The organism is Agrobacterium sp., from assembly GCF_032092815.1.
Taxonomy (GTDB): Bacteria; Pseudomonadota; Alphaproteobacteria; order Rhizobiales; family Rhizobiaceae; genus Agrobacterium.
In genome coordinates, this window is record NZ_DAMDBP010000005.1 from 97,402 (window position 1) to 113,630 (window position 16,229).

20 protein-coding genes are annotated in these 16,229 nt (G+C 55.5%); 1 reads left to right on the forward strand and 19 read right to left on the reverse strand.

What is annotated here, in order from left to right:
- Positions 1 to 67 precede the first annotated feature (67 nt).
- Positions 68 to 760 carry a Crp/Fnr family transcriptional regulator gene (locus tag RT613_RS04085; protein ID WP_313613194.1) on the forward strand — a complete coding sequence of 231 codons (693 nt, stop codon included), beginning with the start codon at positions 68 to 70 and terminating at the stop codon, positions 758 to 760.
- A gap of 216 nt (positions 761 to 976) precedes the next feature.
- On the opposite strand, the gene ureG is transcribed toward RT613_RS04085, so the two are convergent.
- The 19 genes from ureG to RT613_RS04180 all read right to left on the reverse strand — a co-directional run.
- Positions 977 to 1,588, reverse strand: coding sequence for an urease accessory protein UreG (ureG, locus tag RT613_RS04090; RefSeq protein ID WP_313613195.1), 612 nt, complete (start codon positions 1,586 to 1,588; stop codon positions 977 to 979).
- A 105-nt stretch (positions 1,589 to 1,693) separates the two neighbouring features.
- Positions 1,694 to 2,365: an urease accessory protein UreF gene (locus RT613_RS04095; RefSeq protein WP_313613196.1), complete on the reverse strand. Its 672-nt coding sequence runs from the start codon at positions 2,363 to 2,365 to the stop codon at positions 1,694 to 1,696.
- Between the two features lie 3 nt (positions 2,366 to 2,368).
- Positions 2,369 to 2,890 carry an urease accessory protein UreE gene (gene ureE, locus RT613_RS04100; RefSeq protein ID WP_313613197.1) on the reverse strand — a complete coding sequence of 174 codons (522 nt, stop codon included), beginning with the start codon at positions 2,888 to 2,890 and terminating at the stop codon, positions 2,369 to 2,371.
- 67 nt (positions 2,891 to 2,957) lie between these two features.
- The gene (locus RT613_RS04105; RefSeq protein WP_313613198.1) at positions 2,958 to 3,818 is read right to left on the reverse strand and encodes a GGDEF domain-containing protein; all 861 of its coding nucleotides are present in this window, start codon (positions 3,816 to 3,818) and stop codon (positions 2,958 to 2,960) included.
- A gap of 365 nt (positions 3,819 to 4,183) precedes the next feature.
- Entirely contained in the window at positions 4,184 to 4,720 is a 537-nt protein-coding gene (locus RT613_RS04110) for a peroxiredoxin (RefSeq protein WP_313613200.1), read from the reverse strand.
- A gap of 152 nt (positions 4,721 to 4,872) precedes the next feature.
- Positions 4,873 to 6,585: an urease subunit alpha gene (gene ureC / locus RT613_RS04115; RefSeq protein WP_313613201.1), complete on the reverse strand. Its 1,713-nt coding sequence runs from the start codon at positions 6,583 to 6,585 to the stop codon at positions 4,873 to 4,875.
- Positions 6,586 to 6,616: 31 nt separating this feature from the next.
- Entirely contained in the window at positions 6,617 to 7,234 is a 618-nt protein-coding gene (locus RT613_RS04120) for a Urease operon accessory protein (RefSeq protein ID WP_313613202.1), read from the reverse strand.
- 5 nt (positions 7,235 to 7,239) lie between these two features.
- Positions 7,240 to 7,644, reverse strand: a complete 405-nt coding sequence (locus RT613_RS04125; protein WP_313613204.1) for a lysozyme inhibitor LprI family protein — start codon at positions 7,642 to 7,644, stop codon at positions 7,240 to 7,242.
- 17 nt (positions 7,645 to 7,661) lie between these two features.
- Positions 7,662 to 8,018: a GFA family protein gene (locus RT613_RS04130; protein ID WP_313613205.1), complete on the reverse strand. Its 357-nt coding sequence runs from the start codon at positions 8,016 to 8,018 to the stop codon at positions 7,662 to 7,664.
- 1 nt (position 8,019) lies between these two features.
- Entirely contained in the window at positions 8,020 to 8,325 is a 306-nt protein-coding gene (locus tag RT613_RS04135; protein ID WP_313613206.1) for an urease subunit beta, read from the reverse strand.
- Between the two features lie 23 nt (positions 8,326 to 8,348).
- Complete coding sequence (locus tag RT613_RS04140; RefSeq protein ID WP_313613208.1) at positions 8,349 to 8,606, reverse strand: DUF1272 domain-containing protein; 258 nt, start codon at positions 8,604 to 8,606, stop codon at positions 8,349 to 8,351.
- Positions 8,607 to 8,625: 19 nt separating this feature from the next.
- Positions 8,626 to 8,928, reverse strand: coding sequence for an urease subunit gamma (locus RT613_RS04145; RefSeq protein ID WP_313613210.1), 303 nt, complete (start codon positions 8,926 to 8,928; stop codon positions 8,626 to 8,628).
- A gap of 19 nt (positions 8,929 to 8,947) precedes the next feature.
- On the reverse strand, positions 8,948 to 9,787 hold the full coding sequence (locus tag RT613_RS04150) for an urease accessory protein UreD (RefSeq protein WP_313613211.1): 840 nt from the start codon (positions 9,785 to 9,787) through the stop codon (positions 8,948 to 8,950).
- Positions 9,706 to 10,890: an alpha/beta hydrolase family esterase gene (locus tag RT613_RS04155; RefSeq protein ID WP_409558759.1), complete on the reverse strand. Its 1,185-nt coding sequence runs from the start codon at positions 10,888 to 10,890 to the stop codon at positions 9,706 to 9,708. Before RT613_RS04155 ends, RT613_RS04150 begins: the two co-directional genes overlap by 82 nt.
- A 238-nt stretch (positions 10,891 to 11,128) precedes the next feature.
- A complete protein-coding gene (gene urtE / locus RT613_RS04160; RefSeq protein WP_313613213.1) occupies positions 11,129 to 11,824 on the reverse strand; it encodes an urea ABC transporter ATP-binding subunit UrtE in 696 nt (231 codons plus the stop codon).
- Positions 11,825 to 12,035: 211 nt separating this feature from the next.
- Positions 12,036 to 12,797 carry an urea ABC transporter ATP-binding protein UrtD gene (gene urtD, locus RT613_RS04165; protein WP_409558760.1) on the reverse strand — a complete coding sequence of 254 codons (762 nt, stop codon included), beginning with the start codon at positions 12,795 to 12,797 and terminating at the stop codon, positions 12,036 to 12,038.
- Between the two features lie 5 nt (positions 12,798 to 12,802).
- Entirely contained in the window at positions 12,803 to 13,981 is a 1,179-nt protein-coding gene (gene urtC / locus RT613_RS04170; RefSeq protein ID WP_313613215.1) for an urea ABC transporter permease subunit UrtC, read from the reverse strand.
- Positions 13,978 to 15,582 carry an urea ABC transporter permease subunit UrtB gene (gene urtB, locus RT613_RS04175; RefSeq protein ID WP_313613217.1) on the reverse strand — a complete coding sequence of 535 codons (1,605 nt, stop codon included), beginning with the start codon at positions 15,580 to 15,582 and terminating at the stop codon, positions 13,978 to 13,980. The genes urtC and urtB overlap by 4 nt, the downstream gene beginning before the upstream one ends.
- A 188-nt stretch (positions 15,583 to 15,770) precedes the next feature.
- Positions 15,771 to 16,229 (reverse strand): transporter substrate-binding protein (locus RT613_RS04180; protein WP_313613219.1); only part of this gene is annotated, 459 nt, incomplete at its 5' end.

Below are 16,229 nucleotides of genomic sequence, written 5' to 3' on the forward strand. Positions count from 1 at the left end.
CAGAAGTTGTGAACCGGGGCGCCGTGTTCATGGGGCCGTCTGTCAGGTCAGGGTTTGATCGGGAGCCATGACAAACGTGAACAAAACTGTGAAACTGAGCAACAAGGACAGGAACATTCTCGTCCGCGCTCCCTTCATAGGAGCTGGGGATGATGCGTCCGCGCTTAAACTTCTCGAAGCGGCGGCCATTGTGACGTTCGATGCACGACATATTCTTTTTCGCGAGAACGACCCGGCCGAGCACCTTTATTGTGTGCTGAACGGCTTCGTGCGCATATACCGCCTGAACAAGGATGGTCGTGAAGCGGATATCCGTGTCTGCGGGCCGGGTGACACATTCAACGAATGCCTGATTTTTGGCAGTGACCGTTATCGTTATAACGCCCAAACCGCCGAAAGCACCACGCTGGCGCGTTTCGAATTGCCTCGTATCCGCACCATGATCGAACAGGAGCCGGGTGTCGCCAAGGCGGTGATGCAGTGCCTGTCGAACAGTCTGTTGAACGCCATGGACTGTGTGGCAAATGACAGACTGCAGACAGCACCACAGCGCGTCGCCAATTATCTGATTACCAGCGGCCCACATGGCGCCACATCCTATTCTCTACGCCTCCCCTTCCAGAAAAGCCTTCTGGCTGGCAAGCTCGGCCTGGCACCGGAGGCTTTGTCTCGTGCCTTTTCAACGTTGCGTCAGGCTGGCGTGACGGTGCGTGGTCGTGTCGTGCAGGTGAATGATATCGGCGCCCTGCGTCAGATTTAAAAACATGTCGCCCTCACCACATCACAAGGTGTGGGACAGCAGCATGACAGACAGAAGACTGGGTGCACGCCACGCAGGAGCGATGTCAGCTCCAGTTCTTCTAATCCCTTCCTGCGGGGAGCGGGGGAGTGAGAAGACGGGACACCTTCGTGGGGCGTTCCGTCTTTTCTGTTTTCAGATCGCAAGCCTCACCATCGGCTCAGCTCGACAACAGCCTTACAGACCACCTTGCAATTTGAGGAAATCGACAATGCCGTCGATACCATCACCACGCTTCATGTCGGTGAAGAGGAACGGCATTTCCTTGCGCATGCGCGTTGCATCCTTGTCCATCACATCGAGATCGGCACCGACATGAGGTGCAAGATCCTTCTTGTTGATTACCAGGAGGTCAGAACGGGTGATGCCAGGACCACCCTTGCGTGGGATTTCCTCGCCCTGGCAGACCGAAATCACGTAGATGGTGATGTCGGCGAGATCAGGGGAAAAGGTGGCAGCGAGATTATCTCCGCCAGATTCGATGAACACCACATCCAGATCAGGAAACCGCTCATTGAGACCGGCGATCGCCTGCAAATTGATTGTTGCATCCTCACGAATAGCGGTGTGCGGACACCCACCTGTTTCAACACCGACAATACGCTCGGATGGCAAAGCCTGCATGCGCACCAGCGCCTCGGCATCTTCCTTGGTATAGATATCGTTGGTCACAACCGCGACGGAATAATCCCCGCTCATGGCCTTGCAGAGCTTTTCCGTCAGCGCGGTTTTACCCGAACCAACCGGCCCGCCGATCCCGACCCGCAAGGGGCCATTTCCCGATTTCATCGACTGTTCCTTTTTATGTTCTGATACCCACGACCTTATGAAGCTTGGACGTTTCATTCAATATGCTGCGATGCAACGACAGAAGAAATGAACAGCATCTCCATTTCAGGATCGAAACAGGCGCGAGTGCTGGGTCTCGTGCCGCAGAAACATCGTGTCAGCCAGAATGGTCGAACTACCGAGATCATCCATTGTCGTAGCATTGGCCTTGGCGGCAATCTCGCCCAGTAGACGCTCCGTCTTGGCCAAAATGGCCACCCCATCAGTCTGGCCAGCAATGCCGAGGCGGATTGCAGCAGAGATCATTTGCGATACGCCCGCATGCAGATAGGCCGCAATGGCACTCACTGCCTCCACATCGTGTGCCGCCGCAACCGCACCCACGGCAACGGGGTATGCCACCTGGGAGGGCAAACGCTCAAAAACAGTATCCGGCCAAGCCTTGGCGGCAGTGACAAATGCATCGCCCAACTGCACCGTTTCACGGTAGCGTTCAGCAGAGCCCGCAAGCGCCCTCGCAAGCTCGCACAAGTCATGCAGAGACTGCCTGTCACTATGAGAGCGATTGGCCTCAGCCATAAACACGGCATCATTCCAGAGCGCCCCGCGTTCAACGGATGACGTCACCCAGTCGGCAAGCCCTTCGGCATTGCGGAGCAGACCATCATGCACGGCCCCTTCAAGGCCAGCAGAATAGGAAAACGCTCCGACCGGAAAGGCTGGAGACATCCACGCCATGAGCCTCAGAAGCCCGGCAATGTCATTGTTTGAAGGCATGGATTAGTCGTGATTGTGGTGGTGATGACCGTGGTCATGTTCGTGAGCATGCCCGTGGTCATGCTTATGATCGTGACCATGCGAATGGCTGCCATGGGCATGGTAGGCACCACGTGCCGGCTGGAACGGTTCTTCCACATCCAGCACAGTTGCACCAAGCCCTTGAAGCATCGAGCGGATGACATGGTCCCGCAGGATCAGAATGCGATCTTCTTCGATCTGCGCAGACAGATGTCGGTTACCCAGATGCCAGGCCAGTTCGATCAGATGCAGCGTATCGCGGCCGGTAATCTCGAACAGTTTCTCATTGGCGGCGCGCACTTCAATCAGGTCGCCATTTTCCACCACCAGCAGGTCGCCATGAGCAAACAGCACTGGCTCTTTCAGATCAAGCATCACCATTTCATCATTCTGCAAATGCAGCAGCTTGCGTCTCAGGTGGCGCTGATCATGGGCAAGCACCACAAAATCGGAGGTTTCGTCAGCTGGTGTACCAGCAGGCAGATAGGAGGTGACGCGTAACATGGCTTTTCCGGTTCCATTTAAAAGTCAGTACCAGATACGTGCCGGATCACCTGCCCGAATGCAAGGTTCAACTTGCCTTGGCCTGTCCTTGTTGCCCATCCCTGTTTAGGAATGTAACGCTTGCGCGATATTCCTGCTGCACACCATGCATTTCCTGCTCATGCAGGGCGCGGTTGCGGCCGCTGGCTTTCGCCAGGTAGAGCGCGCGGTCCGCCGAAATGAAGATGTCATCCTTGCGTCGCCCGGCGACAATTTCAGCCACACCGACAGAGACGGTGGTACTGACCGAATCATGTTCAAATGTGTGGGTCAGCGCTTCGATCTTGCGACGCGCCAGCTCAACCAGCGCCATTCGGTCTCCCTGCTGCCCGCCCCGGATGATGACGGAAAACTCCTCCCCGCCCAGACGCGCAACCGGATGAAGGGCGCTGAAGGAATCAGCCAGAGTGTTGGCAACGGTACGAATGACGATATCGCCTGCCGAATGGCCGTGACAGTCATTGATCGCCTTGAACCGATCAAGATCGAAGATCGCCAGCGACGCATTGTCGTGAACGCTTTCAAAGGCATCATTAAAGGCGCGGCGGTTCATGAGGCCAGAGAGCGTGTCCGTACGGCTCAACCGCTCGAACTCGTCACGTGAAAGGTAAAGTTTGCGGATAAGGCGCCATGCACAAAAGGAAATGAACAAGGCAACGCTGCCACCGACCAGCCAGGACATGGCAATCCCGTAGGCGATAGCGTCCGAAAACGTAACCGGTAAAAAATCGAAAATATTGGCCAACAACAGGGCCGAAATGCTCACAAAAATCGACAGAATGATTGCCAGAAACACCGTCTTGCCAGCAAAAGCAGGAATGGTTCTGGCATCTTCAAGCTCTACGGAATCAATATCGATTGAAAAGAGTTTTTTCAGACGGGCAAACATCGAATAACCTCGTTTTAATCCCCTAACGGATAAGGCCGAGATGTTTGTTCGGAGTTAATACAATCTCTAAAATTTTAGCATTTCAAAGTATAAAGATAAACGCACAGAGATTAGTCAAAAAACGCAAAAACAACTTGACAGCCAACAAGCAAGAAACGCCCACCCCTTAAAAACAAGGGCGGTACGAATCAAATTAACTCTGTGAAGGACTTTGTATCAAACATATCAAAAAGTTGCTTTCCGTCTTTATTCCCATCACTTTGAATGCGTAGCCGTTAACATTTTCACGCGATTTGTTGATTGCAAAAAAGGCCCGGAATTCCTCCGAGCCTTTGATTTCAAGATGTTCTGACTGCGCTGGCGCCTTAGGCAACCTTGCGGGCCTGTAGCTGCTCAAGGATGCTCTGTGGAGAAGACGCTCCGTACGGATCGCTTTCGCAATTGTCGGAGTAGCCTTCCTCTTCAAACCACTGTTCGACAACACCGTCGTTGACAACGGCAGCGTAACGCCATGAGCGCATCCCAAAACCGAGATTGTCCTTGGCAACCAGCATGCCCATCTTGCGGGTGAATTCACCCGAACCATCTGGGATGACCTTGACGTTTTCAAGGTTCTGGCTCTTTGCCCATGCGTTCATGACGAATGCGTCATTGACCGAAAGGCAATAGATTTCGTCAATGCCAAGGGCGCGGAATTCTGGTGTCAGTTTTTCGAAGTCAGGCAGCTGGTAAGTCGAGCATGTTGGCGTGAACGCGCCTGGCAGCGAGAAGAGAACGACCTTCTTGCCTGCGAAATAATCGTCAGAGGTTACATCCTGCCAACGAAACGGATTAGGGCCGCCTACCGCTTCGTCGCGAACGCGCGTGCGGAATGTAACGGAGGGAACTTTTTTACCGAGCATGTTTTTCTCCTGTCTGTGGCGCGTGACAAAGCTTGGGAACAATGCCCGCCTTTAATTCGAGTTTTGAGATAGCGCAAAACAGCGTGCATTGCAGCAGGAAATATCCTCCCGCAATGCAGCCATGCACAATTACAAGCCGTACAGCTCTGCTTCTAGAACAGGAAGTAACGCTGTGCCATCGGCAGAACCGTTGCCGGCTCACAGGTCAACAGTTCACCATCGGCACGAACCTCGTATGTTTCGGGATCCACTTCGATATGCGGCGTCAGGTCATTCAGCACCATCGACTTCTTGGAAATGCCACCACGGGTATTCTTCACGGCAACAAGGCTCTTCGAAACACCAAGACGCTGCGCCAGCCCCGCATCCAGTGATGCCTGCGACACGAATGTGACCGACGAATTGGTGCGGGCCTTGCCATAGGCACCGAACATGGGACGGTAATGTACCGGCTGCGGTGTCGGGATCGACGCATTTGGATCACCCATGGGTGCAGCAACGATCGTACCTCCCATCAGCACCAGATCCGGCTTGATACCGAAAAAGGCCGGGTTCCAGATGACCAGATCGGCGCGTTTGCCAACGGCAATCGAGCCGATTTCATGGCTGACACCATGGGCAATGGCTGGATTGATCGTATATTTTGCGATGTAACGGCGAACGCGGAAATTGTCGTTCTCGCCGGTTTCCTGAGGCAAACGACCGCGCTGACGTTTCATCTTGTCCGCGGTCTGCCAGGTACGAATGGCGACCTCGCCGACGCGACCCATCGCCTGACTGTCAGATGAAATAATCGAAAAGGCACCGATGTCGTGCAGAATGTCTTCTGCGGCAATGGTTTCCTTGCGAATGCGGCTTTCCGCAAATGCAATGTCTTCCGGGATGGATGGTGACAGGTGATGGCACACCATCAACATGTCAAGATGTTCGGCCAGCGTGTTGACGGTGTAAGGCCGCGTCGGGTTGGTCGATGACGGGATGACGTTCATCTGACCGCAAATCTTGATGATATCAGGCGCGTGACCGCCACCGGCACCTTCAGTGTGGAAGGCGTGGATCGTGCGACCCTTGATCGAACCGACCGTATCTTCCACGAAACCACTCTCGTTCAGCGTGTCGGTATGGATCATCACCTGCACGTCATATTCATCCGCCACCGAAAGGCAGCAGTCGATAGCGCCTGGTGTCGTGCCCCAATCTTCATGCAGCTTGAGCGACGTGGCACCACCCAGCACCATTTCCTCCAACGCACCCGGCAGCGAAGCATTGCCCTTGCCAGCAAAGGCAAGGTTCATAGGAAAGGCATCCGCCGCCTCAATCATGCGAGCAATATGCCATGGTCCGGGGGTGCAGGTGGTTGCAAGCGTACCATGCGCCGGTCCCGTGCCACCGCCCAGCATGCAGGTCAACCCGCTCATCAGCGCTTCTTCGATCTGCTGTGGGCAAATGAAATGAATATGGCTGTCCATGCCGCCTGCGGTCACGATCTTGCCTTCACCGGCAATGGCTTCCGTACCCGGTCCGACAATGATGTTGACGCCTGGCTGGGTGTCCGGGTTGCCGGCCTTGCCGATGGCAACGATGCGGCCATCCTTCAGGCCAATATCGGCCTTGACGATCCCCCAGTGATCGACAATCACTGCGTTGGTAATGACCGTATCGACAGCGCCGTTGGCACGTGTCACCTGGCTTTGCCCCATACCGTCGCGAATGACCTTGCCGCCGCCAAACTTGACCTCTTCACCATAGGTGGTGTGGTCTTTTTCGATCTCGATAAACAGTTCGGTATCTGCAAGACGTACCTTATCACCGACGGTTGGACCAAACATGCTGGCATAGGCTGCACGGGAAATTTTATAAGCCATGGGTTCATGCTCCTTGAAATACGGAGAAAAGCTATTCTGTTGAAATTCTTGTGAGTTTGCCCTCGGTCACGAGAGCATCGACCAATTGTTTTTCAGCCGTGAACGGATGGCCAGACCAGCCTTGATGCGAAAATCCGGTAATCAAAACCTGATCCTGATCGGCAGTGGCCGCCTCCAGCACACGCAAAATGGCAATCAGGCCACTGCTTGGGCAGATATAAGGCTCCGGCGAATAACGGGTCAGCATCGCGTCGGCTTGTTCATGCACCTCTCGCGAAATGATCTCGTGCTGTTTGCCACCGCCTGCCGCAAAAGCTGCAAATGCGCTGCTGTAGTCGTCGCAGAAATCATCGAGCTCCGGATTGCTCATCTTGAGGCCAGAGCGCATGTCAATGAACTTCGACGGATCGCGCACCGACCAGATGGCAGACGATGCCTGAACAGGATGAAGCGAACGCCACTCCGGCTCCTCGCTCATCGCCTTTCCCGGTCGCCCGGTGTTACACACGGCGACAATATCGGTTTTTGAACCACCCCGGCCATAGGAACGGCAATCATTAAAGCGGATCACCAGATCGGACAGGTCGATCAGTTCACCTGCTCCATCGGGTATATCGCCATTGCCAACGACCACGATTTTTTGCCCCATCGCAGTCAAAACCCCTCGGCCAAGGATTTCAGTTCCTCGGCACGTTTGCGGCTCATATCTGCCAGGCACGAAGCAACCAGCATCGGCTCCAATGTACCACCCCGCGCCTGATAACCAACGGCCTCGCAATTGGCATCACGGTAAGCAATCCATGCGCGCTGCGCTGCAAGCAAGGCCTTTGCAGCCCCCTTGTCGGCATCATCGCTAGCGGAACTATCGCGCTCGGCCAGGATTTTCCGCACGGACTGGTATTCGGTGTTCAACGCCTTGTCTGCGGCGTCGTAGTCACGCGACGCGCAGATCGTCATGTCGGCCTGCGTCTGCGGTGCGGTGCAATCGACCTGCGGTTCACTCTGGGCAAGCACCAGCCCTGCGGGCGCGACACTGGCAATCAGTGTCGCGATGCCCATTATTAACACACGTGCCATCATCGCGAGGCGCCGTCATAGGCCTGTGGCGAAAGCGCTCTTGCATCGACGCCATCAAGGCAGTTGGCGTTCACCGCCACCATCGGGGTTCCATCCGGCGCATCGGCATAAGCGAAGCTCTCAATACCGCAGGTAGCGCAAAACAGGTGGTGAATCTTGTGTTTGTTGAACAGATATTCGCTCAGGTTCTGTTCGCCGGATACCAGGTTAAATTGGTCTTTCGGCACAAAGGTCAGCACCGATCCAAGACGCTTGCAGCGAGAGCAGTTGCACACCACGGTGTTGTCCAGATCCGCATCTGTCTCAAAACTCACAGCGCCGCATTGGCAGCTGCCATGATAATGTTGTGTTGCCATATCAAAGCCTCCCCATGACCTGCTGACGGAAACCGTAGACTTCACGTTTTCCCGACAACGGAACCAGTGTCACTTCACGCGTCTGTCCCGGCTCGAAGCGTACCGCCGTACCAGCGGGAATATCAAGCCGCATGCCAAACGCCTGCTCGCGCTCGAAATCAAGCCCGACATTGGTTTCTGCAAAATGATAGTGGCTGCCAACCTGCACCGGACGATCACCGGTATTGGAAACCTTGAGAGTGACTGTTGTCAGGCCCGCATTGAGTTCAATGGAGCCTTCTGCTGCGATAATTTCCCCAGGGATCATTTGATCCTCCTTATAATGTCAGCTTATGCGCTTTTCTGTGAAATGCAGCCTGCCGCCTTGAATATGCGCACCGTAGAGGCAGGATTGTTCACCAGTTTTGCCGCTGGCCGCACAGGCCGACGCACCAGTTCGCCGCCGCAGTTGGGGCATTTCCCATGAAGTATGTCTTCAGCACAATCAGTGCAGAACGTGCATTCGAAAGAGCACATGACCGCGTTGAGGCTCGCCGGTGGCAAGTCCGTGTCACAACACTCGCAGTTGGGTCTTAGTTCCAGCGCCATGTCGTTCCCCTGTTTATTCTCAGCGGATTGGTTCGTGAACCGTCACCAGTTTGGTACCATCGGGAAAGGTTGCCTCGACCTGAACATCATGGATCATTTCGGCGATGCCTTCCATGACCTGATCGCGGGTGATCACATGGGCGCCAGCCTCCATCAACTCGGCAACGGCACGGCCGTCACGCGCACCCTCCACGACGAAATCGCTGATCAGAGCGATAGCTTCGGGATAGTTGAGCTTTACCCCGCGCTCCAGGCGACGGCGTGCAACCATGGCCGCCATGGAAATCAGCAGCTTGTCTTTCTCTCTCGGGCTAAGGTTCATTATCGTCCCACTCTTGTTCTTATAGATTCCAGACTTTCGGCACTGGCGCGCCATTACGCAAGTGCGAAATCACCGGCACCAGTATTTTTCTCAACGCAAATCCATCTTCGGCGGCCACACGCACCACCAGCTTGCCTTGCCATTCGCTTGCGCCACCATATTCGCCCAAGGCATCACGCACTCTGGGTAACATCGCCTCGGCCAATGGTCCGATATAAAGCAGGGTGGCAAAGGCCACCTGCCCGTTCAACACCGATGCAGAGGCAGCCAGTCTTTCGATATCACCATCCAGCCGCAACTCTTCGGCATGAACGAGCCTGCCACCATGGCGTATACGCCAGCGATCACGAAACAGCCCGCCGCGCATCATCTCGCCCATGGCCCTGCGCCCAAGCAGCACGGCCTCGACGGCCAGAAATTCAGCTGAGAGATCAATATCGGCCTCCAGCCGACGGCTAAGAGAGGCCTTGTCGAAAAGAATTGTTTCCTGTGGTAACCAATGCAGCACGGAACCAGCCTCCGCCGTCACCCTTGCAGCAACCGTGGCCGTACCAAACGATGCCTTGTAGATTTTTTCGCAGGCCTGCGTGGTGACAACCAGTTTGGAGCCCGCCCCCGCGACAGCGCCCCATTCTATGGTGTCACCTCCCGTCAACCCGCCAGACGAGTTGATGAGAATGGCCTCCATTTCATTGGAGAACGTATCAGGAAGGCGGATTTTTGCGCAGCCTTCCTGAAAAAGCGTTTCAAGCCGGGTTTTGCCCTCGGATGCCTTGGTTACAAGGCATCCTCTGCCACGGGCTCTTTGCTGACGGCCTTGATGACCGGAATGCTCGCTGAGTTGCTGATTTGACTGCACGTCGTCTCCGATGTTTTGGCAGAGGCGGAAGCCGGCATTGCCTGCAAGGTGCAATCGCTTTTCTTGACAGCAGCATCGACCACAAGCTGGCCTTCCGTATTCTGGAAGAAATCCCACATCGTGTCAGCAGCATCAACCTGCCTTGAGACCTCAGCCACAGCTTTACGTTTGCCATCGGCAGAAGCGGCAATGACCTCCGCCTTCACCGGGGTACGCGGCCATGCATGGTCCCATCCGTCAATCACGTAGGAGTAAACACGAGATCCGGATTTGCACACATCATAGGTATTGAACGTCACGCGGCCAGCCGTTCTGCTCTTCACAGCGCCCTTGCAGCCATCCATCTCTGCCCAGCGTTTCAGCGCGGTTTCGCCGCTATAACGCCAGTATGCCTTTCCGCCACCCTGATAAGGGTTGGCCGGATCCTTGGTGCCGGCAAAAGCGATGATGGAAATGGGACGCGCCGGTGTGCAAGTGGCCGCATCCGGCATCCACGCACCGTCTTTCTCAACCGGATATCCCGCACGCAAGGAGGCGACAAAACCGGCTGCGGCAAAGTCCTTGTTTCCATTGCAGAGATATTGCGACAACATGCGCCCCCCACCGGAATAACCGGAGGCATAGATGCGCTGCTCGTCGATGCACAATTTTTCAGAAATGGTCTTTATCGCATCCCTGATGTAGCTGACTTCATCCAGCCCACCCTCGCGTGTAGTCACCCCCGGCACATTCCAGGCATTGGTGCCGTTCATTTCCCCGGAAAGACTGCCCTGCAAGGCGACAGTAACAAAGCCGTCACGTTCTGCCACTCGGTCCCAACCGCTCCGGTTCATCTGCCCGACAGCGTTGCTGTTGCTGCCGTGGAAATCAAACACCACAGGCAACTTCTTCTGTCCATCATAAGAGGATGGAACAAAATACATGCCTGAACGTTGATCGGAACCCGACATCACGGAAAACGGATGTCGGCCTGGCTCGACAGGTTGACCGCACATCGATGCAGATGCGGCGGCGCTCATGGCTGTGAGCGCGAAAAAGCTTGCGGTAATGGTGCGAAGTGGCAAAACAAACCGGACAATCCGGCCAGCATCATCAAGTTTCATCGGCACGCCTTTATTGGCACAAGGTCTCAACCATAAGACAGAGACACGTGGAATGTAAGGGATCGACGGAAGCCGCATGTCACAAGGCTCATTTTATGTCCCGCATGCAGCATATGCGCCAATTACCACAACTCCTTATTCGATGAAATGCTAAAACGATGCATGAATGCCTTGCAACAATGCATAGGAGTTCACTTTATTATATCGAATTTACAGGTCCGTGAACACATCAGGGACGCTACACCGTTAGGTGACGACGTGCTTCCGGCGTATCCAGCGTCTCTGCCGCGCCTTCATGCACGATTTCTCCGCGATCCATGATGTAGACATAGTCGGCAAGCTCGCGGCAGAAATCCAGATATTGTTCGACCAATAAAATCGCCATACCGGTGGAATCCCGTAAATATTTGATGGCCCGGCCGATATCCTTGATGATCGATGGCTGAATGCCCTCGGTCGGCTCGTCCAGCACCAGAATTTTCGGGCGCGTCACCAGTGCACGGCCAATGGCAAGCTGCTGCTGCTGTCCACCAGACAAATCCCCACCACGACGTGACAACATCGATTGCAGCACCGGAAACAGGCTGAAAATATCGTCGGGAATAAACCGATCCTTGCGCGACAGCGGCGCATAACCGCTTTCCAGATTTTCCTGAACGCTGAGAAGCGGGAAGATTTCACGCCCCTGCGGCACATAACCGACCCCGCGCTTGGCACGCTGGTAAGGTGCAAGGCCATTGAGGCTTTCGCCGCTGAAGCTGATTGTGCCACCACTTAAAGGATGTTGACCGGTAACGGCACGCAACAGCGAGCTTTTACCAACACCATTGCGTCCGAGAACGCAGGTAATCTTGCCCATTTCCGCATTCAGCGAAATGCCACGCAGAGCCTGCGCCGCGCCGTAGTGAAGATTGATGTTGTTAACGCTCAGCATGATGTCGCTCCCTCTGGCCTGCTGTTGAGAGGCGCCGCCCCCCTCTGCCCTGCCGGGCATCTCCCCCACAGGTGGGGAGATAGATCGTGGTGATCTCCCGCCCATATCTGACGTTGCAGATACGGACTGAAGTTAGCCTCCTGCCAATCTCCACCCTTGAGGGGGAGATGCCCGGCAGGGCAGAGGGGGGGTATCAACACAAATTTCTCCATTACCGCCCCAGATAATTCTCGATCACCTTGGGATCGCTCGACACAAAATCAATCGATCCCTCGGCCAGCACGGAGCCTTCGGCAAGGCAGGTTACCTTCACACCGAGCTCGCGGATGAAGCCCATGTCGTGTTCCACCACCACCACGGAACGGGTCTTGGCGATTTCCTTCAACAGCACAGCCGTTTCGGCGGTTTCAGCATCGGTCATGCCTGCCACAGGCTCATCGACCAGAAGAAGTTTCGGTTCCTGCGCCAGCAACATGCCAATCTCCAGCCACTGCTTCTGACCGTGTGAAAGATTGGCGGCCAGATCATTGCGACGATGGCCAAGGCGTACGGTGCCGAGAATTTCTTCGATGCGGGCCTTGTCTTCTTCGGTCAGCCGGTAAAACAAAGTGGCAAAAACCCCGCGCTTGCGGTTTAACGCCAGCTCCAGATTGTCCCACACCGTGTGGCTTTCAAACACCGTTGGTTTCTGGAACTTGCGGCCAATGCCAAGCTGGGCAATATCCGCCTCGTCCTTTTTCGTCAGATCGACACTGTCTTCAAACAACACCTTGCCGGTGTCCGGTCGCGTCTTGCCGGTGATGATATCCATCATCGTCGTTTTGCCGGCGCCATTGGGGCCGATGATGGCGCGAAGCTCTCCCGGCTCCACCACGAAGGACAGAGAATTGAGTGCCTTGAACCCGTCAAAGGATACGGACACGCCATCCAGATAAAGTAGGCTTTTCGTTCTGTTTTCCGCAATCATGTTCATGGTCGTTACTCCGCCGCCTGTTGTGCCGGTGTCGGTGTTTTCACATCGACAGAGGCTGCAACATTGGTTTTCGCCAGTGCTTCACGCTTCTCCCGCCGAGTGCCGATGAACTGCTGGATAGTCCCAACAATGCCCTTTGGGAAAAACAGCGTGACCGCGATAAAAAGCCCGCCCAAAGCAAACAGCCACAGTTCCGGGAACGCACCGGTGAAATAGCTCTTACCGCCATTGACCAGTACGGCACCGATAATCGGGCCAATCAACGTGCCACGCCCGCCAACTGCCGTCCAAACCACCACTTCGATGGAGTTGGCTGGAGAAAACTCACCTGGGTTGATGATACCGACCTGCGGCACAAACAGCGCACCGGCAATGCCTGCCATCATCGCCGAGACAACGAAGGTGAACAGCTTGATGTTTTCCACCCGGAAGCCAAGGAACCGCACGCGGCTTTCCGCATCCCGCACACCGACAAGCACCTTGCCGAACTTGGAGTTCACGATACCCGACGCGATCAGAAGGCTGAGCGCCAGCATGATGGCGGTCATGGCAAACAGAACGGCACGTGTGCCATCTGCCTGCACGGAGAAACCGAGAATATCCTTGAAGTCCGTCAGACCATTATTGCCGCCAAAGCCCATGTCGTTGCGGAAGAAGGCCAACAGCAGTGCGTAGGTCATCGCCTGGGTGATGATGGAGAGATAAACGCCATTGACGCGGGAGCGAAACGCAAACCAGCCAAACACGAAGGCCAGCACACCCGGCACCACCAGCACCATCAACATGGCAAACCAGAACATGTCAAAACCCTGCCAGAACCACGGCAGTTCTTTCCAGTTCAGGAACACCATGAAATCGGGCAAAACGGGGTGACCGTAGACGCCACGCGTCCCGATTTGACGCATCAGATACATGCCCATGGCATAACCACCCAGCGCAAAAAACGCGGCGTGCCCCAGTGAAAGAATGCCGCAATACCCCCACACAAGATCCAGTGCCAGTGCCAGCAAGGCATAGGCCAGATATTTGCCCAGCATCGACATGATGTAGGTCGGCACATGCAACGGATTGTCGGCAGGCAGCAGCAGGTTTGATGCCGGGATGAGCAGGGCAACAGCCAGCAGAATGCCGATTGCAAAAATGATACGGCGATCAAGCGCCCGAAGAAGGAAGCCGGTAATCATGCTTCGATGGCCCTTCCCTTGAGTGCGAAGAGACCACGCGGCCGCTTCTGAATGAACAGGATGATGAGCACGAGGACGAGGATCTTGCCGAGCACGGCACCGACCGTCGGCTCCAGGAACTTGTTGAGCACACCCAGCGACAGCGCCCCAACCAATGTGCCCCAAAGATTGCCGACACCGCCAAACACCACCACCATGAAACTGTCGATGATGTAGCTCTGGCCAAGATTGGGCGACACATTGTCGATCTGCGAGAGGGCAACACCGGCAAGACCGGCCACACCGGAGCCAAGCGCAAAGGTAAAGGCATCAACCCAGGGTGTTCTGATCCCCATGGACGACGCCATGCGGCGGTTCTGGGTGACGGCACGCATCTGCAAACCGAACGAGGAACGTTTCAACAGCAACAGCAGCGCAAAGAACACCGACAGCGAAAAGATGACGATCCAGACGCGGTTCCAGGTGAAGTTCAGATAACCGACGCTGAACGAACCAGACATCCAGCTTGGGCTGCCGACTTCCCGGTTGGTTGGCCCGAAGATTGAACGAACCGCCTGCTGCAGAATGAGCGAGATACCCCAGGTGGCAAGCAGGGTCTCAAGCGGACGGCCGTAGAGAAAACGGATGACGCCGCGCTCCATGACAAGCCCGACGAAGCCGGTGACAAGAAATGCCACAGGCAGCGCAATGGCCAAAGACCAGTCAAACAAACCGGGATAGTTGGTGCGGATAACCTCCTGCACCATAAAGGTGGAGTAAGCGCCGATCATCACCATTTCGCCATGCGCCATGTTGATGATGCCCATCACACCGAAGGTGATGGCAAGGCCAATCGCTGCCAGCAGCAGAACGGAGCCGAGCGACAGGCCGTACCAGACATTTTGCGCACCATCCCAGAACGCCAGCGAGCTTTCGATCTTTGAAATCGCAGCATCGATGTCAGGTTTCAGGCTGGCATCGACAGACGATGATGCGGCCATCAGAATGCTGATCGCATCACGGCCACCAATTTTGCTGATGGTCTCGATTGCCGCTTTTTTCTCGTCTACCGCACGATCGGACGACAAAAGCGAAACGGCCCTCGCCTCCTCCATGCGCGCACGCACCTCGCCATCGGCTTCCTTGGCAAGGGCTGCATCCAGCAGATCGAGATTTTCAGAACTGGGCGCCTTGAGAACGGCATCAGCTGCCGAAAGGCGCACCGATTTCTCCGGGCTCAGCAACGTCAAACCGCCCAAAGCGGAACGAATAACCCGGCGCAGATTGTTATTGACCCTGATCTTGGTCACGGCTGCCTTTGGCGCCTCTCCGGCTTCAGCACCCGTCAGCGGATCAATCAGCGTAAAACCGGATCCTGCGGTCTTGGTCATGAAAACCAGATTGTCTGCCTTGCGAACATAAAGATCGCCGGCGGCAAAAGCCTCAAGGGCAGGCACCACACGGGCATCCCCCGTCGCGGCAATCTGCCCGATCAACACTTCTGCCTTTTTGAAATCAGCCGTCCCCAGCGCATCAATCATCGCCTTCGGATCACTCTGCGCCATGGAAGGCGACACGAGGCTGAAGAGCAGGCAGATCAGGGCCAAAACACGAAAAATCATAGTCCCAAGTCCCCCTTGGAAGTCTGCACGTCAGTTCTCAGAAACTGGCAGACGAATTCTGGAAAGAAGGATCTTTCCTTTTTGTCTCAGGTGCACTCCCCCTCGACGTCATTAGCAGGCCTCGCCCGACTATTGGGTGCTTGGTGCCGACCAAGTTCACGCTGATCGGCACCCGCATTTCTGGCTTATCAGCTGCCCTTGCCGCCGCACTTGCCGGAAGCAACGTTGAAGTTGCCGCACTCCATCGGCTTGCGCCAATCGGAAATCAGGTCCTTGCTGTCTGGCAGATAATCGGACCATTCGTCACCGACCACCTGCGGGGTCTGCTGTACGATTTCGAACTGGCCATCCGCCTGGATTTCACCGATCAGCACAGGCTTGGTGATGTGGTGGTTCGGCATGACGGTGGAGTAACCACCCGACAGGTTCGGTACGGAGACACCGATGATCGAGTCGAGAACGGCATCAGTCTCGGTGGTACCAGCAGCCTCAACAGCCTTTACCCAGGCGTTAAAGCCGATATAGGCGGCTTCCATTGGGTCGTTGGTCACGCGCTTGTCGTTCTTGGTGAAGGCGTGCCACGTCTTGATGAACTCGGCATTGACTTCGGAATCGACGGACTGGAAGTAGTTCCAGGCTGCAAGGTG

What these genes read in the sequence shown, in the direction of transcription:
- urtC (WP_313613215.1), bottom strand. Translation starts at nt 13,981, where the DNA reads ATGATTACCGGCTTCCTTCTTCGGGCGCTTGATCGCCGTATCATTTTT.
- ureC (WP_313613201.1), bottom strand. Translation starts at nt 6,585, where the DNA reads ATGGCTTATAAAATTTCCCGTGCAGCCTATGCCAGCATGTTTGGTCCA.
- ureE (WP_313613197.1), bottom strand. Translation starts at nt 2,890, where the DNA reads ATGTTACGCGTCACCTCCTATCTGCCTGCTGGTACACCAGCTGACGAA.
- RT613_RS04095 (WP_313613196.1), bottom strand. Translation starts at nt 2,365, where the DNA reads ATGCCTTCAAACAATGACATTGCCGGGCTTCTGAGGCTCATGGCGTGG.
- RT613_RS04155 (WP_409558759.1), bottom strand. Translation starts at nt 10,890, where the DNA reads ATGAAACTTGATGATGCTGGCCGGATTGTCCGGTTTGTTTTGCCACTT.
- RT613_RS04105 (WP_313613198.1), bottom strand. Translation starts at nt 3,818, where the DNA reads ATGTTTGCCCGTCTGAAAAAACTCTTTTCAATCGATATTGATTCCGTA.
- RT613_RS04110 (WP_313613200.1), bottom strand. Translation starts at nt 4,720, where the DNA reads ATGCTCGGTAAAAAAGTTCCCTCCGTTACATTCCGCACGCGCGTTCGC.
- RT613_RS04145 (WP_313613210.1), bottom strand. Translation starts at nt 8,928, where the DNA reads ATGAACCTTAGCCCGAGAGAGAAAGACAAGCTGCTGATTTCCATGGCG.
- RT613_RS04120 (WP_313613202.1), bottom strand. Translation starts at nt 7,234, where the DNA reads ATGGGGCAAAAAATCGTGGTCGTTGGCAATGGCGATATACCCGATGGA.
- RT613_RS04140 (WP_313613208.1), bottom strand. Translation starts at nt 8,606, where the DNA reads ATGGCGCTGGAACTAAGACCCAACTGCGAGTGTTGTGACACGGACTTG.
- urtD (WP_409558760.1), bottom strand. Translation starts at nt 12,797, where the DNA reads ATGAACATGATTGCGGAAAACAGAACGAAAAGCCTACTTTATCTGGAT.
- RT613_RS04130 (WP_313613205.1), bottom strand. Translation starts at nt 8,018, where the DNA reads ATGGCAACACAACATTATCATGGCAGCTGCCAATGCGGCGCTGTGAGT.
- RT613_RS04125 (WP_313613204.1), bottom strand. Translation starts at nt 7,644, where the DNA reads ATGGGCATCGCGACACTGATTGCCAGTGTCGCGCCCGCAGGGCTGGTG.
- RT613_RS04135 (WP_313613206.1), bottom strand. Translation starts at nt 8,325, where the DNA reads ATGATCCCTGGGGAAATTATCGCAGCAGAAGGCTCCATTGAACTCAAT.
- urtE (WP_313613213.1), bottom strand. Translation starts at nt 11,824, where the DNA reads ATGCTGAGCGTTAACAACATCAATCTTCACTACGGCGCGGCGCAGGCT.
- urtB (WP_313613217.1), bottom strand. Translation starts at nt 15,582, where the DNA reads ATGATTTTTCGTGTTTTGGCCCTGATCTGCCTGCTCTTCAGCCTCGTG.
- RT613_RS04085 (WP_313613194.1), top strand. Translation starts at nt 68, where the DNA reads ATGACAAACGTGAACAAAACTGTGAAACTGAGCAACAAGGACAGGAAC.
- ureG (WP_313613195.1), bottom strand. Translation starts at nt 1,588, where the DNA reads ATGAAATCGGGAAATGGCCCCTTGCGGGTCGGGATCGGCGGGCCGGTT.